We start from the raw sequence: 25,953 nt of genomic DNA on the forward strand, positions 1-25,953 counted from the left end.
ACGGCGGCACGCGCGAGTGCGAACCTGGGAGCAGAACACGTGGAGACCTGTCGTACGACCGGCCGGCCGGTCGCCTGGATGCCGGTGAACGGACGCCGCCGAATGGGCGGATCCGAAAGGCCGATGCGGAATCCGCAATCCGCTACGGGATCCGGCACGGGAAAGAGGCCTCCCGAAAGAGGTCTCCCGTGTGCAGGCGCCGGGCGAGGTGACACCGACAGGGTGCCGTCGCCCGCGACCGGACGACCCGCGACCGGACGACCCGCGACCGGACGACCCGCGACCGGACGACCCGCGACCGGACGACCCGCGACAGGACGAGAGGAACAGCGCGAGATGAAGTTCGTGGAACAGCAGGCCACCGGCAAGGGCCCGGAGGAGTGGTTCACCGGGGATGTGTGGTTCGACGCCCTGTACGCCGGTACCGGGCCCTCCCGGATGCGCGTCAACATGGTGCGCTTCGCGCCCGGTGCCCGTACCGCCTGGCACCATCACGCCGTCGGCCAGACCCTGCACGTCGTCGCCGGTGCGGCCCTGATCGGTACCCGCGACGGCACGGTCTTCGAGGCCCGCCCCGGTGAGACGGTCACCTGTCCGCCCGGCGAGGAGCACTGGCACGGGGCCACCGAGGACCGCTTCATGGAGCACCTGGCCCTGTGGGAGGCCCCGGCCCCCGGTGACGACCGGCCGGAGACGACCTGGCTGGAGAAGACCACCGACGCGCAGTACACCGGCCCGCGCACCCGCTCCCACTGACACGCCCGTACCCCCCGGCAGACCCCCCACCCCGTACGCCCGTACGACACACGAAGGAGACCGTTCATGCCGTCCACGATGACCGCCCTGTTCGGCGGCGCCGGACCGGAGTGGGCGCCGCGCCGGATCCCCGTACCCCGGCCGGGCCCCGGGCAGGTCGTGGTGCGTGCCCACGCGGTGGCGCTCAACAACGCGGACGCGGTCATGCTCGCCGCCGCCGACCCGTCCTCCGGCGGCAGCGGCGAGGAGTACCGGGCGGGCTTCGAGTTCGCCGGTGAGGTCACCGCCGTCGGCGACGGCGTCGCGGTGCCCGCCGTGGGCGACCGGGTGATGGGGACGACGCCGGGCAGCTTCGCCGAGTACGTACGGGCCGACCACCGGCACACCCTGCCCGTCCCCGGCCCACTCGCGTACGGGACGGCGTGCGCGCTGCCCACCGGACTGCTCACCGAGCACGGCGCCCTCACCGCGGCCGGGTTCCGGGCCGGGCAGTCGGTGCTGATCACCGGTGCCACCTCCGGCATCGGCCTGATCGGCGTACAGGCCGCCCGGGTCCTGGGCGCGAGCCGGATCGTCGCCACCACCCGTGACCCGGCCAAGCGCGACCTGCTCACGGAGTACGGGGCGGACACCGTCGTCGTCACCGGCGAACAGGACCTGACCCGGGCCGTGTCGGCCGCCACCGGCGGGGAGGGCGTGGACGTGGCGCTGGACCATGTCGGCGGCGCGACCTTCGCCGCGTGCCTCCCGGCCACCCGCGCCGGCGGCGCCGTGGTCAACGTCGGCCGCCTCGACGGGCCGGCCTCCACCCTCGATCTCGACGCCCTGGCCTACCGCCGGCTGCGCGTCCGGGGCGTGTCCTTCGGCTTCTCCCGGGCCGCCGAACTCGGCGGAGTCCTCGCCGCCGCGGGCCGGGAGCTGCTGCCCGCCGTCGCCGACGGGCGGATACGCCCGGTGGTCGACACCACCCTCACCTTCGACACCGCCGCCGAGGCCGCCGGACGCCTCCGCTCCCACCGGGCCCAGGGAAAGATCGTCCTCACCGTTCCCTGACCGTTCCGCGTGCGCCGCGTCGGCACCCCCACCACGAGCCACGAGAGAAAGCGAGTTGTCCCCATGCGGGCCACCTTCATGTACAAAGCCGGTGACGTACGCGTCCAGGACGCCCCCGACCCGGTCATCGAGCAGCCCACCGACGCGATCGTGCGGATCGTACGGTCCTGCGTGTGCGGCAGCGACCTGCACCCGTACCACACCATGACGGCCGCCGACGGGCCCGCGCCCATGGGGCACGAGTTCCTCGGCACCGTCGAGGAGGTCGGCTCCGAGGTGACCGGCCTTCGCCGTGGCGACCTGGTCGTGTCGCCGTTCGCGTACGCCGACAACACCTGCGAGCTGTGTCGCGAGGGCCTGCACACCTCCTGCCCCCAGGGCGGTTTCTTCGCCGCCGGGATCGGCGGCTGCCAGGCCGAGGCCGTCCGTGTCCCGCAGGCCCAGGGCACCCTGGTCAAGCTCCCCAAGGGCGTCGACGAGGCGCTGCTGCCCGGACTGCTGACGCTCGCGGACGTCTACGGCACCGGCTACCACGCCGCCCACCAGGCCCGGGTGCGGGACGGCGACACCGTCACCGTCATCGGGGACGGCGCCGTCGGACTGCTCGCCGTCCTGTCCGCCAAGCAGCTCGGCGCCGAACGGATCATCCTCATGGGCCGCCACCAGAGCCGTACCGACCTCGGACGCTTCTTCGGCGCCACCGATGTCGTCGCGGAGCGCGGCGAGGAGGGCATCGCCAAGGTCCGCGAACTGACCGGCGGCCAGGGCAGCCGAGCCGTACTCGAAGCCGTGGGCCACATGCCCGCCTACGAGATGGCGATCGGCGCCGTCCGCCCCGGCGGTGTCATCAGCCGCGTCGGCGTCCCCCAGTACGAGGACGCCCCGGTCGGCTTCGGCAGCCTCTTCGGCCCGAACGTCACCCTCACCGGCGGCCCGGCCCCCGTACGCGCCTACATCGACGCACTGCTCCCCGCCGTCCTGGACGGCACCGTCGAACCCGGCCGCGTCTTCGACCGTACCGTCACCCTGGAGGACACCCCGGAGGGATACCACGCCATGGACCAGCGCGAGGCCCTGAAGGTCCTCGTCACTCCCTGACCGGTCACGGGCCGGGGAAAACGCCGGCGGAGGGCGCGGAGGCCATACGGGGACGGGTACAGGGACGGGGACAGCTCTGTCCCGTTCCCGTCCCCGTACGGCGTCGCGTCAGCCGAACGGGATCCGTACCACCGACTGGTTGCCGATGCCGAGCGTGCTCGCGCCGTTGCCGATGGCGTTCCAGACCTCGATACGGACCTTGCCGTTGACCAGGTTTCCGTGGGATCCGGTGGCCGACTTCAGCCCCCGCGCCTGCGTGTAGTGCTCGTACCCGGCGACGGGGTCGGTCGCGAAGTACTGGTACGTCTCCGTACGGTCCCAGGTGCCGTCGCCCGTACGGTCGTAACTCACCCGCACCTGCTGGCCGTTGCCGACCGAGGTGCCCGCGTCCACGGAGAGGTCGAACTGCGTGGCGCCGCCGTTGTACGTCCGGGTGAGGGCGCCGGAGGTGAAGACCTGCGGATTGCTCACCGTACCGTCGTGGTTGACGCCGCCCGCCGAGGCGATCGTCGCCGTCGCGGCGGAGCCGGTGGAGTCGCCGAGGCCGCCGCCCGTACGCGCGTACAGCGTGGAGGAGCCGGTGGGGGGATCGGTCGGGGGATCGGTGGGCGGCGTGCTGCCGCCGCTGGTCCACACGGCCACGTAGTCGACGAGCATCGGGTGGCCGGGGACGGTCGCCGCGGTCGGGGTCTGCCCGCCGAGCGCGTCGGGGAACGCGCCGCCGATCGCGACGTTGAGCAGGATGAAGTACCCGGCGTGGTCGGTCATGCTGGACCAGGTCGCGGCGTCCATCTGGTTCTGGCTGATGGAGTGGAAGAGCTGGTCGTCCACGTACCAGCGCAGTTGGTTCGGGGTGGCCGTGCGGTCCCACTCGAAGCGGTAGGTGTGGAAGGCGGACTGGCAACTCGACCCGGGGCAGGCCCTGCTGGCGCCGAGGCCGGTCGTCTCGTTGCAGGGGCCGCCCGGGTTGACGCCGCAATGCAGCACGCCCCAGACCGAGTTGAGGCCGTTGACGTTCTCCATGATGTCGAACTCACCGGTGGCCGGCCAGTTCCAGTAGTTGCCCCGGTACGGGGAGCCGAGCGCCCAGAACGCGGGCCAGTAGCCGAGCGCGGCGCTGCCCGTCACGTTCGGCATCTGGATGCGGCCCTCCATGCGGAGCGTGCCGCCCGCCGGAGCCTTGAAGTCGGCGCGCTGGGTCTCGATCCGGGCCGAGGTCCAGTTGCCCGCGCCGTCCCGCAGCGGGGTGATCCGGAGGTTGCCGTTGCCGTCGAGGCTGAGGTTGTTCGCGTTCGCGGTGTAGTTCTGGACCTCGCCGGTGCCCCAGTTGGCGGGCCCGCCGGGATAGCTGTGGCCCGTGTCGGTCTGCCAGTTGGCGGCGGAGGGCGGGGCGCCTGCCGAACCGTTGAAGTCGTCGCTCCACTGGAGGGTCCAGCCGGGCGCGGGCGGGATGGCGCCCTGGGCGGTGCCCGCGCCGGTGACGCCGACGAAGCCTGCCAGGGCGACGACCAGGGCGATGAGCGCGGCGAGGACGGGCGTGCGGGACGTGCGTCTTATGTGGCTCGTGCTCAAGGAACACCTCCGGTACGGATGGTGCGGGGGATGGTTCAGGCGAGGTCGCCACGAGGAGTGAGAGCGCTCTCAGTGCTATCAGTACGTCTTGTAGCGGCGCCCCGGCCGATCGTCAATGGATCGCGACTGCTCCCGTCCCCGTCCCCGCCCTCTCCTTCTCCCTGCCCTCTCCTGTCCTGTCCCGTCCCGTCCCGGGCGTTGCCTTGACGTCGGCGTCAAGGATTACGGTCGGTGTCATGCGCATCGGTGAGCTGGCGAGGCGGGCCGGGACCACCACCCGGGCCCTGCGGTACTACGAATCGCGCGGGCTGCTGCCCGCGCGGCGTGCGGTGAACGGCTACCGCGCGTACGACGAGAGCGATCTGCGGCTCCTCCGGCAGATCAGGACCCTCCAGGACTTCGGGTTCGACCTGGAGGAGACGCGGCCGTTCGTCGAGTGCCTGCGCGCCGGGCATCCGGCCGGGGACTCCTGCCCCGCCTCGCTCGACGTGTACCGGCGCAAGCTGACCGAGCTGGACGGCCTGATCGACCAGCTCGTCTCCGTACGGGCCCAGGTGGGCGAACAGCTCGCGCGCGCCGAGGCGTTCCGGGCGGAGGCGTTGGCGGCGGAGACGGAGCCGCTGTGCGCGATGACGGCCGTACCCATGGACGAACGAACGTACCCATGGACGAACGAAGGGGATGAGAGATGATCCAGATCAAGGGCGTCGACTCCGTGACCGACGCGGACTTCGACGAGAAGGTGCTGGGGGAGGCGAGCCTGCCGGTCCTGGTGGAGTTCACCGCCGACTGGTGCCCGCCGTGCCGCCAGATCGCGCCGGTCCTGAGCGCCGTGGCCGAGGAGGAGCGCGGCCGGATCAGGATCGTCCAGCTCGACGTGGACACCAATCCGGCGACCACGGCGCGGTACGGCGTCCTCTCGATGCCGACCCTGATGGTGTTCCAGGCGGGCGAGCCGGTGAAATCCATGGTCGGCGCCCGCGCGAAGCGCACGCTGCTGCGGGAGCTGGAGGACGTACTCCCGCCGGCCGCCCACCGGAGCTGACGGGAGCCGCCGGCCGCCCACCGGAGCCGACGGGTCCGACCGCCTCGCCCGGCCCCGTCGGCCGCGCACCGCCGGTCTCACATGGCCGGCGGGATGTGCCCGGAGGTCAGCATCTCGATCAGGTCTTCTGTGTCGTCGTTCCGCTTGTCGCCGTACGCCGCGCGCAGATCACGTTCGGATTTGATCGAGTCCGAGGCGGCCGCCGGGTTGGAGATGAGCAGGCCCTTCGGCAGCGGCCTGCCGGTCATGGCCTCCCAGACGTCGGAGGCGAAGCTGGCGCAGTTGTACAGGGTGAGGTTGTACTTGGCGTCCTTCCTGGCGAACGCCGCCTGGTACCCCTGGAGCACCTGTTCGAGCCCGACGCTCGCGGTCTTCTGCTCCTTGTCGCCCCCGTGCCCGTCGGGGCAGATGATCACCCCGGGAACGCTGAGGAACGGGGAGGGCGTCTGCGGATAGAACCCGAACTCGGTCGACTCACCGAGCGGGGAGGTGACTTCGAGCCAGACGTGTCCCACCTCGCCCTCGTCGCGGAACTCGCTGCTCGTCCAGGGCGCACCGGGATCGATCTTCGCCTTGACGGTCCACTTCTTGTCCTGTGCCTCCGGCGCGATCATGCCCTTCCGGATCACCGTCCGCAGCGCCCTCAGGCTCTTGTGGTACGGCAGCCGGGCCTCCTGCTCGGGAGTCAGGGCGTCGGCGTCGGGCTTCGTCGCGGTCGCGGTCTCCGTCTCCGATTCCGTCTCGGAGTCCGAGTCGAAGTGGAACACCGATCGCGGCTCCGGCGCCGCCGCCGTTTCCGTGGGCACGCGCTGGACGGCCGGCTCCTCGGCGGAGTTCCGTCCGTCGCCGCGCAGCATCTGTACCGCGACGGAGTTGCCGGCGGTGGACTGGACGTAGGACAGCGTGGTCGGATCGGACAGCGGCGTCCGCGGGCCGGACGACTGCTCCGGGGACAGGGCGCGGGCGGGAGGCCGGACAGGTCCACGCCCTCCGTGCCTTCCGTCGCCCCGTACTTCTTCGCGGGTGTGCCTCGGCGCTCTCATCTCGCCACACCCTTACCGACGGGCGGTGCCCGGGGGAACGGTCGCCCGTACCTCTCCGAGGGCAATCGCTCTGCCCGAAGGGACGCTGTCCTCCCCCGCGCCGGGGTGCTGCGATCCCGGGGAGATTAATTCATGGTTACGAGGCCGCAGTTGGGCTGTACGAGCCTTGACGTGCCTCGACGGCACCCTCCACACTCTTCCTCGTGAACGGTCAGGAATCCACAGGAACGGGCATTCGTCGTGCTGCCCGCTGAACGACATCGCCGTATCTGTGAGGCGCTTCGCGCGCAGCGGATCGTCTCCACGGAGGACTTCTCCCGCATGCTGGACGTCTCCCAGGAGACGGTCCGCCGGGACCTGGTCACCCTCGAACGCCGTGGCCTGCTGGTACGGGTGCACGGCGGGGCGACCAATACCGCGGGCGGGTTCGGCGAGGAAGCGCCGTTCGACGAGCGGTCCGGGATGGAGCGGCAGGCCAAGGTGGCCATCGGGGCCGCAGCGGCGGCGCTGGTGCGTCCCGGCCAGACCGTGGTGATCGACATCGGCACGACGGCGGTGGAGGTCGCCCGCGCGCTGCCCTCCGACCACCGCGGCATCGTCGCCACCTGCTCGCTGCTGGTCGCCGCCGAACTGGCCGGGCGCCCGCATGTCGAAGTCCTGGTCAGCGGCGGCCGGTTGCGCGTGGGCGATCTGGCCTGCTCCAACGCGCAGGCGCTGGCGTTCTTCGCGGACATCCGCGCCGATGTGGCGTTCCTCGGCTCCGGCGGGGTGGACGCCTCGGCCGGACTGACCGACTTCCACCTCGACGAGGTGGCCACCCGGCGGGTGATGCTCGCCAACACCGTCCGCTCGTACATCCTCGCGGACTCCAGCAAGTTCGGCCGGGTGGCGCCGTACCGCGTCTGTGGTCTGGAGGACGTCGACGGGCTGATCACCGACGCCCGCCCCTCCCCGACGCTGGAAGCGGGCATGGAGCGCTCCGGTGGTGTGGTCGTCGTCGCCTAGGGCGGAACGCGGAAGCGTGCGTACGTGAAGAAAAAGCGGTCAGGTGACGCGGCTACGTCACCTGACCATGACCGGAATCCCCACCTATCAACGTAAAGGAGTCGATCGTGTCCCAGTCTTCCACACCAGCGGAAAACGCGGCGGTTTCCCCTCTCGCCCCCGGCACACCCACAAGAACAGACGGAAACGACACCGCCTCGGTTGCGTCGCAGGCCACCCCGGCGGCCCCGGCCACGGACACCGGTACCGCCGACCCGGCCACCGCCGCCGCGATCGCCGCCGCGTCCGCCGCGGACGGCCATGCCACCGGCTACAAGCCGCAGTTCGCCCGTACGCTGAGCCGCTTCGAGTCGTTCGCCGTCGCCTTCTCCTTCATCTCCATCACCACCGGCCTCTTCACCACCTACGGCACGGTGCTGGGCTCGGCGGGCCCCGCCGGCATCTGGACCTGGCCGCTGGTCACCCTCGGCACGGTCCTCGTCGCCCTCGTGTACGGCATGCTCGCCAGCCGTATCCCGATCTCCGGCTACAGCTACCAGTGGGCCAGCCGCCTCGCCTCGCCCGTGCTGGGCTGGTGGTTCGGCTGGGTGTCGTTCGCGTTCCTCGCGATCGTCGTCGTCGCCGTCGACTACGGGCTGACGCAGGTCGCGCTCTTCCCGCTGCTCGACATCACGTACACCGCGACCGGCGGCGCCATCGGCACCGTCATCGTCCTGCTCCTCCAGATGTCGCTGATCATCTGGTCGACCCCCATCACCACCAAGGTCAACAACCTGGCGGTGGGCGCCGAGGTGATCGCCATGGTCGGGCTGACCGTGCTGATCGCGGGCGCCGTCCTCTTCTTCGGCAAGGGCGACTGGAGCAACCTCGGCTCGTACGGCACGATCCCGGCGGACGGGTACTACGGCTTCCTCGGCCCGTTCATGCTCTCCGCGCTGCTCGGTGCCTTCACCCTCGTCGGCTGGGAGTCCGCGGCCAACCTCGCCGAGGAGACCCACAACCCGAAGAAGGTCGTCCCGCAGGCCATGGTCCGCGCCATCCTGCTCAGCGGCGGCATCGGCATGCTCTTCCTCATCGTGATCACCGCGGGCGTCGGCGACAACGTCGCCGCGCTCACCGCCGACTCGGCGCCCGTCGCCTCCATCATCGAGTCGACCGTCGGCAGCGCCGTCGCCACCGCCATGCTGGTCGTCGTCTGCATCGCCATCTTCGCCTGCGGCCTGGTCATCATGGTGAGCAACAGCCGCCTCGTGCACTCCATGGCCCGTGACGGACGCCTGCCGTTCTCCGAGACGCTCAGCCAGGTGCCGCGCCCCACCGGCGGCCCGACCTGGGCCACCCTGACCGTCGCCCTCGCGTCCATCGCCATCGTCGCGGTCTTCTCCGGCAACGCCGACGCGCTGCCGCAACTCCTCGGCGCGGGCACACTGATGCCCGCCATCCTGTACGCGGGAACGGTCACGCTCTTCATCTTCACCCGCCGCAAGTACACGCCGGGGCCGGACGACTTCCAGCTCGGCAAGTGGGAGAAGCCCGTCGTGGCGGGCGCGGTGATCTGGCTCGTCCTGGAACTCTGCATCTTCATGATCCCGTCCGACTTCCGCGGCGCCCAGCAGTACGCCCTGGCCACCCTGGTGGTCGGCGGTCTGCTCTTTGCCTCCGTCTGGTTCACCCGCCGCGAGAAGCTGATGCAGCAGCCCAGCCTGGACGGCGAGGGGCTGATCGGCGACGAACTGCCCGCCGAGGGCGGGGCCGAGGCCGCCACCGGCACCCAGCCCGCCGCGGACGCTCCGGTGGCCGGCCCGAAGTCCCGTCCGGAGGCCGACTCGCTGTGACCGTGCTCGCCATCGATCAGGGAACGTCGGGGACCAAGGCCCTCGTCGTCGACCCGGCGGACGGTGTCGTCGCCGTCGCCGAGGTGCCCGTCACCCCCGTCCATCTGCCCGGTGGCGGCGTGGAGCAGGACCCCGAGCAGCTCCTGGCCTCCGTCCTGGAAGCCGGCCGCCAGGCCGTCGACCAGGCCGGGGGCCGCCCCCTGCGGGCCGTCGCCCTCGCCAACCAGGGCGAGACGGTCCTCGCCTGGGACCGGCGCACCGGACGGCCCCTCTCCCCGGCCATCGTCTGGCAGGACCGCAGGTCGGAGCCGCTCTGCACGGACCTCGCCGACGCCAGGGAGTGGGTGGCGCAGCGTACCGGGCTGGTCCTCGACCCGTACTTCTCCGCCCCCAAGATGGCCTGGCTGCGCGCGAACCTGACCAGGGACGGCGTGGTCACCACCACCGACACCTGGCTGGTGCACCAGCTCACCGGCGCCTTCGTCACCGACGCGTCGACCGCCAGCCGCTCGCTGCTGCTGGGCATCGACGCCGTCGACTGGGACCCGGAGCTGACCGCCCTGTTCGGGCTCGACGGGGAGGAACTGCCCCGTATCGTCGCCTGCGACGAGATCGTCGGGACGACGGACGCGTTCGGCGGGCAGCGGCTGCCGCTCGCCGGGCTGATCGTCGACCAGCAGGCCGCCCTCTTCGCGGAGGGCTGCCTCACCCCCGCCACCGCCAAGTGCACGTACGGCACCGGCGCCTTCCTCCTCGCCCACACCGGCGACACCGCGCTGCGCTCCGCCTCCGGCCTCACCTCGTCCGTGGCGTGGCGGGCCCGCGGCGAGACCCCGTACTGCGTGGACGGGCAGGTCTACACCGCCGCCTCCGCGGTGCGCTGGCTCCAGGACCTGGGCTTCGTCTCGACCGCCGCCGATCTCGACCGGGTGGCGGCGAGCGACGCCGGGGGCGTCCTGTGCGTACCGGCCCTCGCCGGGCTCGCCGCGCCCTGGTGGCGCCCCGACGCCACCGCCTCGCTCACCGGTATGACACTCTCGACCCGGCGGGAACACCTCGTCACCGCCGTGCTCCAGGGCATCGCCGCCCAGGTCGCGGAGGTGGCCGGGCTGGTCGCCGCCGACCTGGGCGCCCCGCTGACCCGGCTGCGCGCGGACGGCGGCCTCACCCGATGCGGGACACTGATGCAGGCACAGGCCGACCTCGCCCGGATGCCCGTCGACGTCTACTCGTCGCCGCACGCCACGGCGCTCGGCGCGGCGGCGATGGCGCGGCTGGCGGTCGAGCCCGGGCTGACCCTCGAACAGGCGGTACCGGAGTGGACACCCGGCACCACCTACGAACCCCGCTGGTCCGAGGACCGGGCACAGGAGTTCCGCGCCCGCTGGCTGGCGGCGGTGGACGCGACTGTGCCGCCGGCCGCAGGAGGAACCGTATGACCGACGACAACAGACCACCGGCCGCGGCCCCCTACGACGTCGCCGTCATCGGCGCCGGCGTAGTGGGCTCCGCCATCGCCCGCGAACTGGCGGGCCACGCGCTCTCCGTGGCGCTGCTCGACGCCCGCGACGATGTCGGCGACGGCACCAGCAAGGCCAACACCGCCATCCTGCACACGGGGTTCGACGCCAAGCCCGGCACCCTCGAATCCCGCCTGGTCCGGCGCGGCTACACCCTGCTGTCCGCGTACGCCGAGGCCACCGGCATCCCCGTGGAACGCACCGGGGCGCTCCTCGTCGCCTGGACGCGGGAGGAGCTGGACGCCCTCCCCGGGCTGCGCGAGAAGGCCGTCGCCAACGGGTACGAGCACTGCGAGCCCGTCACCGCCGAGGAGGTCTACCGCCAGGTCCCGGCGCTCGGCCCGGGCGCGCTCGGCGGCCTCACCGTCCCCGACGAGTCGATCATCTGTACGTGGACGACCACCCTGGCGCTGGCCACCGACGCTCAGGCACGCGGCGCGCGGGTGCTCCTCGGCCACCGGGTGGAGTCCGTACGGCAGAACGCCGCCGCCGCCGCCGACGGCGGTACGGGTCCGACGACCACGCTGCTCACCTCCCGCGGCCCCGTCACCGCCCGCTGGGTGGTCAACGCGGCCGGTCTGGGCGCCGACGTCCTGGACGGCCTCTTCGGCCACCGGCGGTTCACCGTCACCCCGCGCCGCGGCGAACTCCTCGTCTACGACAAGCTGGCCAGGCCGCTCGCGGACCGCATCGTGCTGCCGGTGCCCAGCAAGGCCGGCAAGGGCGTGCTGATCAGCCCCACCATCTACGGCAACGTCATGCTCGGCCCCACCGCCGAGGATCTGACCGACCGCACCGACACCGGCACCTCCGAGTCCGGCTTCGCCTTCCTCCTCGACAAGGGCGCCCGGCTGATGCCCACGCTCCTGGAGGAGGAGGTGACCGCCTCGTACGCGGGGCTGCGCGCCGCCATCGACCACGGCGACTACCTGATCGAGCCCGACCGGGACCGGCGCTACCTGCTGGTCGGCGGGATCCGCTCCACCGGCCTCACCGCGTCGCTCGCCATCGCCGAGCATGTACGGGGCGTCCTCGCCGGGGCCGGGCTGACCCTGGAGCCGCGCGCCGAGCTGCCGGGACCGCCCGCGATGCCCAACCTGGGCGAGGCGTTCACCCGGCCGTACCAGGACGCGGCGCTCATCGCCGGGGACGGCGCGTACGGACGCGTCGTCTGCTTCTGCGAGCGGGTGACCGAGGGCGAGATCAGGGACGCCTTCCGCTCCCCGCTGCCGCCCGCCGGACTCGACGGGCTGCGCCGCCGCACCCGCGTGATGAACGGCCGCTGCCAGGGCTTTTATTGCGGGGCGCGGACGGAGGCCCTGCTCGCCGAGCACGGCGGCGCCGAGCCCTGCACCGCCGCGCCGGGCGCGGGTTGCGGCACGCGGCACGCGTCGGGGCCGCCGGAGCCGCCGGAGCCGCGGACACCAGCCCACTCGGCGCAGGACCAGGAGGCATCCACATGACCACGCCCCTTCCCGGCACCGGCACCGGCGCGCCCACGGCCTCCCTCGCGGCCTCGCGGGACGCCGCCCCCGACGTGCTCACCCCCGATGTCGTGATCGTCGGCGCGGGCCCGGCCGGCCTCACCGCCGCCGCCGAACTCGCCCCGCACCTCCGGGGCGGCGTACTCGTCCTGGACCGCGAACCGTCGGCCGGCGGCATCCCCCGCCACAGCGACCACACCGGTTACGGCGTCCGCGACCTCAAGCGGTGTGTCACCGGCCCCGCGTACGCCCGTACCCTCGTCGGCCGCGCCCACCTGGCCGGGGCGACGATCCGTACCGAGGCCACCGTCACCGGCTGGGCGGGCGACCGTTCGCTCGACGTGACCACGCCCCAGGGGCGGGTACGGGTCGACGCCCGCGCCGTCGTCCTGGCCACCGGCGCCCGGGAGCGGCCCCGCCCCGCGCGGCTCATCCCCGGCGACCGGCCCGCCGGTGTGTACACGACCGGGCAGCTCCAGAACCTCGTCCACCTGCACCACCGCGAGGTCGGACGGCGCGCCGTCGTCGTCGGCGCGGAGCTGGTGAGCTGGTCCGCCGTACTCACCCTGCGCGAGGCGGGATGCCGTACGGAGCTGATGACCACCGCCCACCCGACGCCCGACTCGTACGCCGCATTCCATCTGCCGGGGCGGGCGCTGCTGGGAGTCCCGGTGGTGACCGGCACCCGGGTCGTCCGGATCATCGGCCACGGCAGGCTGCGGGCCGTCGAGATCGAGGAGATCGCCACGGGCCGGCGCCGCACCGTCGAGTGCGACACCCTCATCCTCACCGGCGACTGGATCCCCGACCACGAACTCGCGCGCTCGGCGGGGCTCGACATCGACCCGGGGACGAAGGGGCCGCTGGTGGACACCGCGCTGCGGACCAGCCGCTCCGGGGTGTTCGCCGCCGGGAACCTGCTGCACCCGGTCGACACGGCCGACATCGCCGCGCTGGACGGGCGCCATGCCGCGCGTCAGGTACGGCTCTGGCTGGACGGGCTCGTCCCGGCGGCCGTCACCGTGCCGATCGTCGCCGACGAGCCGTTCCGCTGGGTGGCACCCGGGCTGCTGCGGGTCGGCGACCCGGCGCCGCCGCGCGGACGCCTGCTGCTCTGGACGGACCGGCTGGTCCGCGCGCCCCGGGTGACGGTCCGGCAGGGCTCCCGGGTCCTCAACCGGCGGATGGTGCCGTGGCCGGCGGCGCCCGGACGGGTGTTCCGCGTGCCGTGGAATCTGCTGCGCGGTATCGACCCGAAGAACGGGCCCGTACGGATCGGACTGTGAATTCGGTTCCCGGATTCCCCTGAATTCCGCTCACGACTCTCCCGTCGACGCGCAGTTCCGGTGAAGGAGGAAATGGCGAGTGGACGGGGCGGAGGGAGGATTCCCTGAGCCTGTGCGAGGCCCCCTGAAGTCCGTGCCCGCGCGGCGCGTGGAGGCTACTTGCTCAGTACGTTCGCGCCCACGATGAAGAACCCGAGCAGCATGTCCACCCCGCCCGCCCGGCAGGACGAGGCCCACCCCCGCCCCGCGGCCCGCGCCGCCCACAGCCCCCACCCGAACAGGGCGACCGTGTTGACGAGCAGCGCGACATCGATCGCGGTGTCCTCGCTCCACCAGCCCCCGTAGGCGCCGAGCAGCACGGCCACGGTCGGCACCACGGCGGCCACCAGCGGCCATTCGGTCAGCACCGACCGTACGGTGCTGGTGGTGACCGTGGTCTCCCCGGCCGTACGGTGCGCGATGGCGTGCGCGTAGCCGTGCGCCGCCGCCGAGGCGAGGGCCGCCAGCAGCACCCACACCGCGTCGTACCCGGGATCCGGCCGCCCGCTGTCGTGATCCAGGGCCGCCACCAGCACGCTGGCGAGCACGGTCCCGTACACCCCGCCGAACAGCAGCCGTTGCAGGGGCTCCTCGCGGCGCCGGGGAGGGCGAGGGACGGAGACGCTGGACAAGGGGGCCGCCTCTCGTAGGGGTGAGAACGGGGGAAAAGGGTGGGAAACGCGCGGAATCGTCCGCTCCGGGAGATGTAACAGCATGCGGCGTCAGCCGTCGGTCAGGCGCTCCCGCCGGGCCGGCGCCGACCGGTCAGCGCCGGGTCGCCGGCGACCCCGCCCGCAGGACGTACGTGTCGTACGCGTGCCGCCGCGGCAGCGCCCTGACCCGCGCGAGCAGTTCCTCCGGTGCGAACGGCTTCACCGGATAGTCGTCGGCGCCGTTGTCGAGCCCGACGGTACGGTCGCCGACGGAGCCCCGCGCGGATACGGCGCGCGGCGGCCAGCCCGTCGAGGCCCGCCAGGCGACATCGAGGAGGATCAGGTGGTAGGGCAGCGCGAAATTCCGCACAAAAATACCCCGGTACCGAATTGACGGCCGGGGTGCGGGTCTGGGTATATTGATTGTTTCCATGTCTCACGCCGAATTGGTTGGCGGAGTCGGGAACTCAGTACATCAAGAATCAGCATATCGGACAGGGGCTGAATTGTCAACCGAGGAATCTTTCGAGGAATTGCGGAACGAGCAGCAATTCGTCTCCCTCCTCTATGACCGGCTCGACACTCTGAGGGAGCAGGCCGAGTCGGCGATGGACGCGTCGATCGGCCAGGTCAGCACCGTACGGCAGGCCAGGGTCGAGCGGGACGTCAGCGTCGCGGAGCACGCCGGCCGCATGTCCACCCTCAATGCCGTGGAGTCCGGCCTGTGCTTCGGCCGCATCGACCTCCACGACCGTACGTCCGAGGACATCACGCCGGAGGGCGTCGCACCCGGGGCCACCGTGACCCACCACATCGGACGTATCGGAATGCGCCGCGACGACCCCGAGCGGACCCCGCTGCTGATCGACTGGCGGGCCCCCGTGGCGCGCCCCTTCTACCTCGCCACCGGCCACACCCCGATGGGGCTGCGCCGCCGGCGCCACATCACCACCCAGGGGCGCACGGTCACCGCGCTCCACGACGAGATCATGGATCTCAGCGACACCACCCGCACCGGGTACGAGGACCCGGACGGCGACGCCGTCCTCCTCTCCGCGCTCAACTCCGCGCGCACGGGCCGGATGAGCGACATCGTCCAGACCATCCAGGCCGAGCAGGACCGCATCATCCGCGCCCCGTACCGCGGCGTCCTGGTCGTCGAGGGCGGACCCGGCACCGGCAAGACCGCCGTCGCGCTGCACCGTGCCGCGTACCTCCTCTACGCCTACCGCGAGCAGCTCGCCCGCCGCGCCGTGCTGATCGTCGGCCCGAACCCGGCCTTCCTCGGCTACATCGGCGAGGTGCTGCCCTCGCTCGGCGAGACCGGCGTGCTGCTGTCGACCACCGGGGAACTCTTCCCCGGGGTGCACGCCACCGGTACGGACACCCCGGAGGCCGCCGAGGTCAAGGGGCGGGCCGACATGGCGCGCGTCCTGGCCGAGGAGCTGCGGGACCGGCAGACCCTGCCCGCCCCCGTCCTGGAGATCCCGCACGAGGAGTACGGCACCCTGCTGCTGGACCGCGCCACGGCGTACGAGGCCAGGCAGCGCGCCCGCGACACCGGCCTGCCGCACAACCTGGCGCGGCCCACCTTCGCCTTCCGGATCATCGACGCGCTCACGGCCCAGCTCGTGGAGCGGCTCGGCGCCGACCCGCTCGGCGGCGACAACCTCCTCGAACCGGCGGACGTTGCCCAGCTCGGCAAGGAGGTCGCCACCAGCCGCGACGTCCAGGCCGCGATCGACACGCTCTGGCCGAGCCTGACCCCGGAGCGGTTCGTCGCGGACGTCCTGGCGGCGCCGGTACGCCTCGACACGGCCGACGCAGCCGCCGTACGCCGCCCAGGACCCCGCACCGGCGCCGACGCGCGGATCGACTGGACCCCCGCCGATGTGCCGCTGCTCGACGAGGCGGCGGAGCTCCTCGGCGAGGACGACGCGGCGGCCCGCGCCACGGCGGCGCTGGAGCGCCAGGAGCGCATCGCCTACGCGCAGGGCGTGCTGGAGCTGTCGTACGGCTCCCGTACCCAGGAGTTCGAGGACCAGGCCGACGAGGACTCCGAGGTCCTGGCGGCGCACGACATCATCGACGCCGAACGGTTCGCGGAACGCCACGAGGAGACCGACACCCGCAGTGCCGCCGAGCGGGCCGCCGCCGACCGCACCTGGGCCTTCGGCCACATCGTCGTGGACGAGGCGCAGGAACTCTCCGCGATGGCCTGGCGGTTGCTGATGCGCCGCTGCCCGAGCCGGTCCATGACCCTGGTCGGGGACCCGGCCCAGACGGGCGACGCGGCGGGCTGCGACTCCTGGAGCCAGATTCTGGAGCCGTACGTCCAGCAGCGCTGGGAGCTGACGAAGCTCGGCGTCAACTACCGTACGCCGACCGAGATCATGGAGGTCGCGGCGGAGGTGCGACGGCTGACGGACCCGCTCTTCGAACCGCCGAGGTCCGTACGGTCCACGGGCCACGGCCCGGTCGTACGCGCCGTGGAACACACCGAACTGGCCCGCACCGCCGCACGACTGACGACCGAACGCCCGGGCGCGAACCCGGGCGCCGACCCCGGCACGGATCCTGGCACGGGCCGTCTCGCGGTGATCGCCCCGGCCGCTCTGCTCCCCGCCCTGGCGGCCGAACTCCCCGACGCGTCCTGGGGCGTCACCCCCGACCTGACCCGGCCGGTGGTCCTCCTCGACCCCCGTCAGGCGAAGGGCCTGGAGTTCGACACGGTGATCGTCGTGGACCCGGAGGCCATCATGGACGGCTCACCGCGCGGCACGAACGACCTGTACGTGGCGCTGACCCGGGCGACGCAGCGGCTCGGCATCGTCAGGGACAGCGCGGTCCCCTCCCGGCTCAAGACGACGCTGTAGGAGGGCCTGTAGGAAGGTCCTGTAGGAGGGCGGCGTGCCCGCCCGCGCACTCCCGCGCGCCGGCGTGCGCCGAGGAACCCGTCCGTACGACGTGGTGGCCCCGCCGGCGAGCGGATCCGGCGGGGCCACGCCACCCTGATGGTATGCCGGACCGGCGGGTCAGACCGGCCGCAGCCAGACCGTCGCGAGCGGGGGCAGGGTGAGCTGGACGCTCGCCGGTCTGCCGTGCGCGGCCACCGACTCCGGCTTCAGCGGGTCCGGGTTGAGGACGTCACCGCCGCCGTACCGCGCCGCGTCCGTGTTCAGGACCTCGGTCCAGGCCGTGAACTCCTCGGGGACGCCCAGCCGGTACTGGTGGCGGACCACCGGTGAGAAGTGCGAGACCGCCAGCAGCGGCGCGCCCTGCGCGTCGAAGCGGAGGAAGGCGAAGACGTTGTCCTCGCCCGCGTCGCCGTCCACCCAGGCGAAGCCCTCCGGGACGGTGTCCCGCTCCCAGAGCGCGGGCGTCGCGCCGTACACCGTGTTCAGGTCACGGACCAGATCGCGCACGCCCCGGTGGTCCGCCTCCGCCTCGTACGACGGGTCCAGCAGCCACCAGTCCGGGCCGTGGCCCTCCGACCACTCCGCCCCCTGGGCGAACTCCTGGCCCATGAAGAGGAGTTGCTTTCCCGGGTGGGCCCACATGAAGCCGAGATACGCGCGCGCGTTGGCGCGCTGCTGCCACCAGTCGCCGGGCATCTTGGCGACCAGGGCGCCCTTGCCGTGCACGACCTCGTCGTGCGAGATCGGCAGGACGTAGTTCTCGCTGTACGCGTACACCATGGAGAACGTCATCTCCCCGTGGTGGTACTTGCGGTGCACCGGCTCCTTGGAGACGTAGTCCAGCGAGTCGTGCATCCACCCCATGTTCCACTTCAGCCCGAAGCCCAGCCCGCCGAGCCCGTCGGGACCCACATGGTGGGTGGGGCGGGTGACCCCGTTCCAGGCCGTGGACTCCTCGGCGATCGTCACGACGCCGGGACAGCGGCGGTAGACCGTCGCGTTCATCTCCTGGAGGAACGCCACCGCGTCCGGATTCTCCCGGCCGCCGTGCTCGTTCGGGGACCACTGGCCCTCCTCACGCGAGTAGTCGAGGTAGAGCATCGAGGCGACCGCGTCCACGCGCAGCCCGTCGATGTGGAACTCCTCGCACCAGTACACCGCGTTGGCGACCAGGAAGTTCCGGACCTCCGTACGCCCGTAGTCGAACTCCAGCGTCCCCCAGTCCGGGTGCTCGGCCCGCTGTGGATCCGCGTGCTCGTACAGCGGCCGGCCGTCGAAGCGGGCCAGCGCCCACTCGTCCTTCGGGAAGTGCGCGGGCACCCAGTCGACGAGCACCCCGATGCCCGCCCGGTGCAGGGCGTCCACCAGGTACCGGAAGTCGTCGGGCGTGCCCATGCGGGACGTCGGCGCGTAGAACCCCGTGACCTGGTACCCCCACGAACCGCCGAACGGATGCTCGGCGACCGGCATCAGCTCGACGTGCGTGAAACCCAGGTCCTTCACATACGCGGGAAGCTGCGCCGCGAGCTGACGGTACGTCAACCCCGGTCGCCAGGACGCGAGATGGACCTCGTACACGGAGAACGGCGCCTCGTGCACCGGCCGTTCACCGCGCCGCGCGAGCCACTCCGCGTCACGCCACACGTGGTGGGACTCGGTGACGATCGACGCGGTCGCGGGCGGCACCTCCGTACGCCGGGCCATGGGGTCGGCGCGCAGGGTGTGCGAGCCGTCGGGGCGGGCGATGTCGAACTTGTAGAGCGCGCCCTCGCCGATCCCCGGCACGAACAGCTCCCACACCCCCGTGGAGCCGAGCGAGCGCATCGGCAGGCTCGTACCGTCCCAGTAGGTGAAGTCACCGGCGATCCGCACCCCGCGCGCGTTCGGCGCCCAGACGGTGAACCGGGTCCCGGTCACCCCCTGGTGGGTCATCGGGAGCGCGCCGAGCGCCTTCCACAGCTCCTCGTGCCGACCCTCGCCGATCAGATGCAGATCGAGATCCCCGAGCGCCGGCAGGAAACCGTACGGGTCCCGCACTTCCACCTCGTCCGGCTCCGCGGCGGAGTCGGCGTCGCTGTAGCGGACGAGCAGGGTGTACGCGGGCACCGTGCGCAGCGGCAGGACACCGGAGAAGAAGCCGTCACCGTCGTCGGTCAGCTCCGCCCGCAGATTCTCGGCGCGTACGGTGACGGCCCGCGCGTACGGCCGCAGCACGCGGAACACCACACCGTCCGGCACGGGGTGCGCCCCCAGCAGCCCGTGCGGATCGTGGTGGGTCCCGCTGAGCAGCCGGTCCCGGTCGCCCGCGTCCAGCGGCGGCGCGACGCGCACCCGGGGCGCCGCCGCGGCAGGGACCCCGGCGGGGACAGGTGCCGTCGCGGGGGCGGGGATCGGGAGCGCGGCGGCGGACGACGCGGCCTTCGGCTTCGCCTTGGGCTTGGCCTTGGGCTTCGACTTCGACGTGGACTTCGACGTGGGGTGGGGAGTCCGGTCGGACGAACGGTCGGACGGCGTGCGGGCGGTCACGGGGGCTGCCTCCTCGGAGGGGCTTCGGTGAAGGGGCTTCGTTGTCGAACGGGGGAGGAGAGGGGGAGGAGAGGGGGAGGAGAGAGGGAAGGAGGGGAAAGGGGGAAGGAGGGGAGGGGGGAGGGACGGGCGGGTGGCGCCGGTCAGGTGCCCGCGGCCAGTCGGCGGATCGCCGCCATCGGGACCGGGAGCCAGTCGGGGCGGTGCCTCGCCTCGTACAGGACCTCGTACACCGCCTTGTCCGTCTCGTACGCGCGCAGCAGCTCCGGCTCCGCGCGCGGATCGGTGCCCGCCGCCGCGGCGTACCCCTCGCAGTACGCCGCACGGCAGCGCGTGGCCCAGTCGGGGCGCCACGGCTCGTGGGAGCGCGCCGCGTAGTCGAAGGACCTGAGCATGCCCGCGACATCGCGGACCGGCGGCTGCGGACGGCGCCGCTCCGCGAGCGGCCTCGCGGGCTCGCCCTCGAAGTCGATGACCGACCAGCGGCCGTCGGGCGTCCGCAGGGCCTGGCCGAGGTGGAGGTCGCCGTGCACCCGCTGCGCGAGCCTGCCCGGTCCCGCCCCGGCCGGTGCGGCGAGCGCGTCGAACGCGGTGCGCAGCCCGGGGACGTACGGGAGCAGCGCGGGCACCGCGCGCGCCGCGGCTTCGAGGCGTTCGGTCATCCCGTCGGCGAGTTGCGCGGTCTGCCTGCGGCCCAGTGTCACGGTCGGCAGCGCGGCGGCGAGCGCGGTGTGCACCTCGGCGGTGGCCCGGCCGAGCGCCCGCGCCTCCGCGGTGAACTCCCGGTCGCCGGTGAGCGCGGCCAGCGCCAGGCACCAGCCGTCCCGGGAGTCGCGCAGATACGGCTGGAGCACACCGAGGGTCAGGGTCTCCCCGCTGCCCGGCAGTCCGCCGCCGGACGGGTCGGCCGCCTCGATCCAGCCGACCGGCGCGGGGACCCGCTCGCATCCCTCGGCGGCCAGGGCGAGCGGCAGTTCCAGATCGGGATGGGGGCCGGGGAAGACCCGGCGCAGGATCTTCAGGATGTACGCGTCCGAGCCGATGGCCCCGTCCGCGCCGGCCCCGTCCCCCCTGGTCCCGTCCCCTCTTGTTCCGTAGACAAGGGAGGAGTTCGACTGTTCGGCGTCCAGCAGGCGGCCGGTGAGCCCGGCCGGTACGGGCGCCGCGCGGCAGAACCGCAGCGGTCCCCGGGTGTCGGGGGTGCGCAGCCGTTCCAGCAGCAGGTCGGCGACGCGCGGGTCGTGCAGGCCCTCGTAGACGGTACGGCCGGCCAGCGGCCCCTGCTCCACGCGGCCGATCGCGGCGGCGGCGAGCGGGGCGGGCAGGGAGTGGCGTACGCCGAGGAGGAGCTGGTAGCAGTCCTGGTAGCGGCTGCTCGCGGGGGCCGGGCTCGCGGCGCCGCGCTGTTCCACCCGTACGAGGAGATGGAGCAGGCCGGGCCCGCCGGCGCTCTGGGCCAGCAACTCCGTGACGGCGACGGGCACGAAGCCGGTGACGGGGCGGCCCTTGCCCGCGAACCAGCGCTGGCGGGGCAGCCACTCATGGAGCAGCGGCGCGAGGGAGCCGACCAGGGCGCGCGCCTCGGCGTCGGAGAAGGCCCCGGAGGGGGCGTCGGAGAGGGTGGGGGCGGGGGGCTGCGCGGGGGACAGGGCACTCCTGATTCGCGGGACGCCGTGGTCGGTGCGCGCGTCCTGGGCCGGGGACGTGACGGGGTCCTGCGGAGGGTTGCTTCTGTCGGCGAGACCCGGAGTAAACCGGGTGGATGCAGCCTTCGACATGGCATCGCGTCCTTTCCCCGGGCACACCACAGGATGCGCAGAGTGTCCCGGATTGCGGCAACGGCTGTCCGTCTGTGCGGGACGTGTCGGGTGAGGATGATCCGTACGGATCGATTCCGTACGAACTCAATACGAATTTGATCGAATCGATCGAACTGGATGTGGAGGAGAGTGCCCCGTGCGAGGCGGTGGAAACCGCCCCGCACCACGACACGGGTTAACTCCGTGTCACAAGGGCCCCTCGGATCCAGCGGACAGGAGAGGTGCGCTGATCACGCGGGAGGCGCGGTGGCGGCGGTGTCCTTCCGCAGCCTGAACCAGTAGAAACCGTGTCCCGCCAGCGTCAGCAGATACGGCCACTCCCCGATCGCCGGGAACCGCACCCCGCCGATCAGCTCCACCGGATGCCGGCCGCTGAACGTCTTCAGGTCCAGCTCCGTCGGCTGCGCGAAGCGCGAGAAGTTGTGCACGCACAGCACCAGGTCGTCGCCCTCGCCCTCCTGGGAGGGCGCCTCGCGCAGGAAGGCCAGCACCGCCGGGTTGGACGACGGCAGCTCCGTGTACGAGCCGAGCCCGAAGGCCGGGTTCTGCTTCCGGATCTCGATCATCCGCCGGGTCCAGTGCAGCAGCGAGGACGGCGACGCCATCGCCGCCTCCACGTTGGTGACCTGGTACCCGTAGACCGGGTCCATGATCGTCGGCAGATAGAGCCGCCCGGGGTCGCTGGACGAGAAGCCCGCGTTCCGGTCCGGGGTCCACTGCATCGGCGTCCGTACGGCGTCCCGGTCGCCCAGCCAGATGTTGTCACCCATCCCGATCTCGTCCCCGTAGTAGAGGATCGGGGAGCCGGGCAGCGACAGCAGCAGCGCCGTGAACAGCTCGATCTGGTTGCGGTCGTTGTCCAGCAGCGGGGCGAGGCGGCGACGGATGCCGATGTTGGCGCGCATCCGCGGATCCTTCGCGTACTCCGCGTACATGTAGTCGCGCTCTTCGTCCGTGACCATTTCGAGGGTCAGCTCGTCATGGTTGCGCAGGAAGATGCCCCACTGGCAGCTGCTCGGGATCGCCGGGGTCTTCGCCAGGATTTCCGATACCGGGTAGCGGGACTCGCGCCGTACGGCCATGAAGATCCGCGGCATCACGGGGAAGTGGAACGCCATATGGCATTCGTCGCCCCCCTTCGCGTAGTCGCCGAAGTAGTCGACGACGTCCTCCGGCCACTGGTTGGCCTCGGCGAGGATCACGGTGTCGGGGTAGTTCGCGTCGATCTCCACCCGGACCCGCTTCAGGAACTCGTGGGTGGCCGGCAGGTTCTCGCAGTTGGTGTTCTCTTGCTGGTACAGATACGGCACGGCGTCCAGCCGGAAGCCGTCGATGCCCAGGTCCAGCCAGAAGCGCAGCGCGGAGACGATCTCCTCCTGCACCTTCGGGTTCTCGTAGTTGAGATCGGGCTGGTGGGAGAAGAAGCGGTGCCAGTAGTACTGCTTGCGGACCGGGTCGAAGGTCCAGTTCGACGTCTCCGTGTCGACGAAGATGATCCGGGCGTCCTGGAACGCCTTGTCGTCGTCGGCCCAGACGTAGTAGTCGCCGTACGGCCCGTCGGGGTCCTTTCGGGACTCCTGGAACCAGTCGTGCTGATCGCTCGTGTGGTTCATGACGAAGTCGATGATCACGCGCATGCCGCGCTGGTGCGCGGCGTCGACGAACTCCACGAAGTCGGCGAGGTCGCCGAACTCGGGGAGCACCGCCGTGTAGTCGGAGACGTCGTAGCCGCCGTCGCGCAGCGGCGACTTGAAGAACGGCGGCAGCCAGAGGCAGTCGACCCCGAGCCATTGCAGATAGTCCAGCTTGGCGGTGATGCCCTTGAGATCACCGATGCCGTCGCCGTTGCTGTCCTGGAACGAACGCACCAGGACCTCGTAGAAGACGGCGCGCTTGAACCAGTCGGGATCGCGGTCCTTGGCCGGGGTGTCCTCGAACGTGTCGTGGACCGGCTCATTGACGATCATGATGTGGGTGACCCTCCGATCGGCGGGGACGGTCGCAGAACCACGATGTGCGCGGGCGTGACGCCCGGCTCTAGGCGCACATAGGTGGAGCTGCCCCAGTGATAGGTCTCGCCGGTGAGCTCGTCGCGCACCGGCACGGTCTCGTGCCCCTCCATCGACGGGAGGCCGAGCCGTGCCATGTCCAACGAGACCGTCGCCTCCTGGGTGTGGTGCGGGTCGAGGTTGACGACCACCAGAACGATGTCCGCGCCCGACCTCTTGCTGTACGCGATGACCGCGTCGTTGTCCGCGTGGTGGAAGTGGATGTCACGGAGCTGCTGGAGGGCGGGGTGGCGCCGTCTGAGCCGGTTGAGCGCCGTGATCAGGGGCACGATCGTCCGGCCCTCCCGCTCGGCCGCCTCCCAGTCCCGGGGCCTGAGCTGGTACTTCTCCGAGTCGAGGTACTCCTCGCCGCCCTGCGCGGCCGGGGTGTTCTCGCAGAGCTCGAAGCCGGCGTACACGCCCCAGGAGGGCGCCATCGTCGCCGCGAGCACCGCCCGCGCCTCGAAGGCGGGCCGGCCGCCGTGCTGGAGATAGGCGTGCAGGATGTCCGGGGTGTTGACGAAGAAGTTGGGCCGCATGGACCAGGCCGACTCGCCCGACAGCTCCGTCAGGTACTCGGTCAGCTCCTGCTTGCTGTTGCGCCACGTGAAGTACGTGTACGACTGCTGGAAACCGACCGCGCCGAGCGTACGCATCATGGCGGGCCGGGTGAACGCCTCGGCCAGGAAGATGACGTCCGGATCCGTGCGGTTGATGTTCGCGATGACCTTCTCCCAGAAGAGCACCGGCTTGGTGTGCGGATTGTCGACGCGGAAGATCCGTACGCCGTGCGCCATCCAGTACCGCAGCACGCGGGTGGTCTCCCGGACCAGTCCGCGCAGATCGGTGTCGAAGGCGATCGGGTAGATGTCCTGGTACTTCTTCGGCGGGTTCTCCGCGTACGCGATCGAGCCGTCCGCGCGGTGGTGGAACCACTCCGGGTGCTTCTCGACCCACGGGTGGTCCGGCGAGCACTGGAGCGCGAAGTCGAGCGCGATCTCCATCCGCAGGGTGCGGGCCGTCTCCACGAAGTGGTCGAAGTCCTCGATCGTGCCCAGGTCCGGGTGGATCTCGTCGTGGCCGCCCTCGGCCGAACCGATCGCCCAGGGCACCCCGACGTCCTCGGGGCCGGGGGTCAGACTGTTGTTGGGGCCCTTGCGGAAGGTGGTGCCGATGGGGTGGATCGGCGGCAGGTAGACGACGTCGAACCCCATCGCGGCCACGGCGGGCAGCCGCCCGGCCGCCGTCCTGAAGGTGCCGCTCACCGGCGGCTCGCCCTTCCTGAGCACCGCGCCCTCGGAGCGCGGGAAGAGTTCGTACCACGATCCGTACAGCGCACGCCGGCGCTCGACGAGCAGCGGCACGGGGCGCGAGGAGCTGACCAGATCGCGCAGCGGATGACGGTCGAGGGCGGCGGTCGCCTCGGGGGAGAGCGCGGCGGCCAGCCGGGCGGCGGCCGGCAGCGCGGTGTCCCGCAGGGAGTCGGCGGCGGCGAGCACGGCCTCCCGGCCGTCCCGCTTGGGCACACCGGCGGCGGCGCGCTCGTACAGTTCGGCACCCTCAGCGAGGACCAGGGCGATGTCGGTCGCGTCCGTGCCGGCCGGGATCTTGATGCCCGCGGCGTGGCGCCAGGTCGCGACGGGGTCGCTCCACGCCTCGACGGTATACGTCCACCGGCCTTCCTCGGTGGGGGTGACCTCCGCGCCCCAGCGGTCGGTGCCGGGGGCGAGTTCACGCATCGGGGTCCACGGGCCGGGGCGTCCGCCCGGGTCCACGAGAACGACATTGGCGGCGACGGCGTCATGGCCTTCGCGGAAGACGGTCGCGGTGACCTGGAAGGACTCACCGGTCACCGCCTTCGCGGGGCGTCTTCCGCAGTCGACGAGTGGGCGTACGTCCAGGACGGGAATGCGTCCGATCAGCGGTTTCACGGGATCACCTGAGGGCTGTGCGGGCTTGACAGGCAGGGCGGGTGAAGCGGGTGGCGCGGGTGGAGCTGCTGCAGTGCCGTGGAGAGAGAAGGTTTGCGCGATTTTCGTGGTTTTGATGCTCTTTGTAGCTGCTCTATGGGCGACTGCGAGGCTGCGAGCATGGCCGCTCCTGTCCGCGTTCACTCGAATAGCGCTGGAAATCGGGACGAGACGCGCTCGTGTGCGGTAGGTACCGCTGGAGCCTTCCCACTCGTTTCGGGGCGGTAATCCAGCGGTGTGTTAACTCCTCCTACTCCGGCCGGGTCGGGGCATGCGTGCCGC

19 protein-coding genes are annotated in these 25,953 nt (G+C 71.9%); 11 read left to right on the plus strand and 8 right to left on the minus strand.

What is annotated here, in order from left to right:
- Positions 1 to 336 precede the first annotated feature (336 nt).
- The 3 genes from ACIBJC_RS17895 to ACIBJC_RS17905 all read left to right on the plus strand — a co-directional run bounded on the left by ACIBJC_RS17895 (position 337) and on the right by ACIBJC_RS17905 (position 2,907).
- Positions 337 to 756 carry a cupin domain-containing protein gene (locus ACIBJC_RS17895; RefSeq protein ID WP_399293037.1) on the plus strand — a complete coding sequence of 140 codons (420 nt, stop codon included), beginning with the start codon at positions 337 to 339 and terminating at the stop codon, positions 754 to 756.
- A 66-nt stretch (positions 757 to 822) separates the two neighbouring features.
- Positions 823 to 1,809, plus strand: a complete 987-nt coding sequence (locus ACIBJC_RS17900) for a zinc-binding alcohol dehydrogenase family protein (RefSeq protein ID WP_399293039.1) — start codon at positions 823 to 825, stop codon at positions 1,807 to 1,809.
- Positions 1,810 to 1,872: 63 nt separating this feature from the next.
- On the plus strand, positions 1,873 to 2,907 hold the full coding sequence (locus ACIBJC_RS17905; RefSeq protein WP_399293041.1) for an alcohol dehydrogenase catalytic domain-containing protein: 1,035 nt from the start codon (positions 1,873 to 1,875) through the stop codon (positions 2,905 to 2,907).
- Between the two features lie 108 nt (positions 2,908 to 3,015).
- Here the strand turns inward: ACIBJC_RS17905 and ACIBJC_RS17910 are convergent, their stop codons facing one another.
- On the minus strand, positions 3,016 to 4,479 hold the full coding sequence (locus tag ACIBJC_RS17910) for a glycoside hydrolase family 16 protein (protein WP_399293043.1): 1,464 nt from the start codon (positions 4,477 to 4,479) through the stop codon (positions 3,016 to 3,018).
- 236 nt (positions 4,480 to 4,715) lie between these two features.
- Here ACIBJC_RS17910 and ACIBJC_RS17915 point away from each other — a divergent pair, with 236 nt between their 5' ends.
- Together ACIBJC_RS17915 and ACIBJC_RS17920 are read left to right on the plus strand one after the other, a co-directional pair.
- Positions 4,716 to 5,171: a MerR family transcriptional regulator gene (locus ACIBJC_RS17915; protein WP_399293045.1), complete on the plus strand. Its 456-nt coding sequence runs from the start codon at positions 4,716 to 4,718 to the stop codon at positions 5,169 to 5,171.
- Positions 5,168 to 5,524, plus strand: a complete 357-nt coding sequence (locus tag ACIBJC_RS17920) for a thioredoxin family protein (protein WP_399293047.1) — start codon at positions 5,168 to 5,170, stop codon at positions 5,522 to 5,524. The genes ACIBJC_RS17915 and ACIBJC_RS17920 overlap by 4 nt, the downstream gene beginning before the upstream one ends.
- A gap of 77 nt (positions 5,525 to 5,601) precedes the next feature.
- Here ACIBJC_RS17920 and ACIBJC_RS17925 read toward each other — a convergent pair whose 3' ends face one another.
- The gene (locus ACIBJC_RS17925; RefSeq protein WP_399293050.1) at positions 5,602 to 6,567 is read right to left on the minus strand and encodes a hypothetical protein; all 966 of its coding nucleotides are present in this window, start codon (positions 6,565 to 6,567) and stop codon (positions 5,602 to 5,604) included.
- Between the two features lie 240 nt (positions 6,568 to 6,807).
- Here ACIBJC_RS17925 and ACIBJC_RS17930 point away from each other — a divergent pair, with 240 nt between their 5' ends.
- From ACIBJC_RS17930 to ACIBJC_RS17950, 5 genes are all read left to right on the plus strand, one after another.
- Positions 6,808 to 7,572 (plus strand): DeoR/GlpR family DNA-binding transcription regulator, encoded by a 765-nt coding sequence (locus ACIBJC_RS17930; RefSeq protein WP_399293052.1) that lies wholly within the window; start codon positions 6,808 to 6,810, stop codon positions 7,570 to 7,572.
- Between the two features lie 107 nt (positions 7,573 to 7,679).
- Positions 7,680 to 9,407 (plus strand): amino acid permease, encoded by a 1,728-nt coding sequence (locus ACIBJC_RS17935; RefSeq protein ID WP_399293053.1) that lies wholly within the window; start codon positions 7,680 to 7,682, stop codon positions 9,405 to 9,407.
- Positions 9,408 to 9,409: 2 nt separating this feature from the next.
- Positions 9,410 to 10,846, plus strand: coding sequence for an FGGY family carbohydrate kinase (locus tag ACIBJC_RS17940; protein ID WP_399293055.1), 1,437 nt, complete (start codon positions 9,410 to 9,412; stop codon positions 10,844 to 10,846).
- The gene (locus tag ACIBJC_RS17945) at positions 10,843 to 12,390 is read left to right on the plus strand and encodes an NAD(P)/FAD-dependent oxidoreductase (protein ID WP_399293057.1); all 1,548 of its coding nucleotides are present in this window, start codon (positions 10,843 to 10,845) and stop codon (positions 12,388 to 12,390) included. Before ACIBJC_RS17940 ends, ACIBJC_RS17945 begins: the two co-directional genes overlap by 4 nt.
- Positions 12,387 to 13,697 (plus strand): FAD-dependent oxidoreductase, encoded by a 1,311-nt coding sequence (locus ACIBJC_RS17950; protein WP_399293058.1) that lies wholly within the window; start codon positions 12,387 to 12,389, stop codon positions 13,695 to 13,697. Before ACIBJC_RS17945 ends, ACIBJC_RS17950 begins: the two co-directional genes overlap by 4 nt.
- 155 nt (positions 13,698 to 13,852) lie before the next feature.
- Here ACIBJC_RS17950 and ACIBJC_RS17955 read toward each other — a convergent pair whose 3' ends face one another.
- Positions 13,853 to 14,368 (minus strand): hypothetical protein, encoded by a 516-nt coding sequence (locus tag ACIBJC_RS17955; protein WP_399293060.1) that lies wholly within the window; start codon positions 14,366 to 14,368, stop codon positions 13,853 to 13,855.
- Between the two features lie 133 nt (positions 14,369 to 14,501).
- Positions 14,502 to 14,759 (minus strand): hypothetical protein, encoded by a 258-nt coding sequence (locus ACIBJC_RS17960; protein WP_399293062.1) that lies wholly within the window; start codon positions 14,757 to 14,759, stop codon positions 14,502 to 14,504.
- Positions 14,760 to 14,922: 163 nt separating this feature from the next.
- On the opposite strand from ACIBJC_RS17960, the gene ACIBJC_RS17965 reads away from it, so the two are divergent.
- Entirely contained in the window at positions 14,923 to 17,265 is a 2,343-nt protein-coding gene (locus tag ACIBJC_RS17965; RefSeq protein ID WP_399293218.1) for a HelD family protein, read from the plus strand.
- A gap of 159 nt (positions 17,266 to 17,424) precedes the next feature.
- On the opposite strand, the gene glgB is transcribed toward ACIBJC_RS17965, so the two are convergent.
- The 4 genes from glgB to ACIBJC_RS17985 all read right to left on the minus strand — a co-directional run bounded on the left by glgB (position 17,425) and on the right by ACIBJC_RS17985 (position 25,623).
- A complete protein-coding gene (glgB, locus tag ACIBJC_RS17970) occupies positions 17,425 to 19,698 on the minus strand; it encodes a 1,4-alpha-glucan branching enzyme (RefSeq protein ID WP_399293220.1) in 2,274 nt (757 codons plus the stop codon).
- A 278-nt stretch (positions 19,699 to 19,976) separates the two neighbouring features.
- Complete coding sequence (locus ACIBJC_RS17975) at positions 19,977 to 21,611, minus strand: phosphotransferase (protein ID WP_399293064.1); 1,635 nt, start codon at positions 21,609 to 21,611, stop codon at positions 19,977 to 19,979.
- A gap of 272 nt (positions 21,612 to 21,883) precedes the next feature.
- Positions 21,884 to 23,620: a maltose alpha-D-glucosyltransferase gene (gene treS / locus ACIBJC_RS17980; RefSeq protein WP_399293066.1), complete on the minus strand. Its 1,737-nt coding sequence runs from the start codon at positions 23,618 to 23,620 to the stop codon at positions 21,884 to 21,886.
- On the minus strand, positions 23,617 to 25,623 hold the full coding sequence (locus ACIBJC_RS17985; RefSeq protein ID WP_399293222.1) for an alpha-1,4-glucan--maltose-1-phosphate maltosyltransferase: 2,007 nt from the start codon (positions 25,621 to 25,623) through the stop codon (positions 23,617 to 23,619). The genes treS and ACIBJC_RS17985 overlap by 4 nt, the downstream gene beginning before the upstream one ends.
- Positions 25,624 to 25,953: the final 330 nt, after the last annotated feature.

The sequence above is a fragment of the Streptomyces sp. NPDC050509 genome, from assembly GCF_044457965.1.
In the GTDB taxonomy this organism is placed as follows: Bacteria; Actinomycetota; Actinomycetes; order Streptomycetales; family Streptomycetaceae; genus Streptomyces.

Excerpts from the sequence above, each read along its gene's own strand:
- ACIBJC_RS17905 (WP_399293041.1), top strand. The coding sequence starts at position 1,873 with ATGCGGGCCACCTTCATGTACAAAGCCGGTGACGTACGCGTCCAGGAC.
- ACIBJC_RS17950 (WP_399293058.1), top strand. The coding sequence starts at position 12,387 with ATGACCACGCCCCTTCCCGGCACCGGCACCGGCGCGCCCACGGCCTCC.
- ACIBJC_RS17920 (WP_399293047.1), top strand. The coding sequence starts at position 5,168 with ATGATCCAGATCAAGGGCGTCGACTCCGTGACCGACGCGGACTTCGAC.
- ACIBJC_RS17895 (WP_399293037.1), top strand. The coding sequence starts at position 337 with ATGAAGTTCGTGGAACAGCAGGCCACCGGCAAGGGCCCGGAGGAGTGG.
- ACIBJC_RS17915 (WP_399293045.1), top strand. The coding sequence starts at position 4,716 with ATGCGCATCGGTGAGCTGGCGAGGCGGGCCGGGACCACCACCCGGGCC.
- treS (WP_399293066.1), bottom strand. The coding sequence starts at position 23,620 with ATGATCGTCAATGAGCCGGTCCACGACACGTTCGAGGACACCCCGGCC.
- ACIBJC_RS17925 (WP_399293050.1), bottom strand. The coding sequence starts at position 6,567 with ATGAGAGCGCCGAGGCACACCCGCGAAGAAGTACGGGGCGACGGAAGG.
- ACIBJC_RS17900 (WP_399293039.1), top strand. The coding sequence starts at position 823 with ATGCCGTCCACGATGACCGCCCTGTTCGGCGGCGCCGGACCGGAGTGG.
- ACIBJC_RS17975 (WP_399293064.1), bottom strand. The coding sequence starts at position 21,611 with ATGTCGAAGGCTGCATCCACCCGGTTTACTCCGGGTCTCGCCGACAGA.
- ACIBJC_RS17945 (WP_399293057.1), top strand. The coding sequence starts at position 10,843 with ATGACCGACGACAACAGACCACCGGCCGCGGCCCCCTACGACGTCGCC.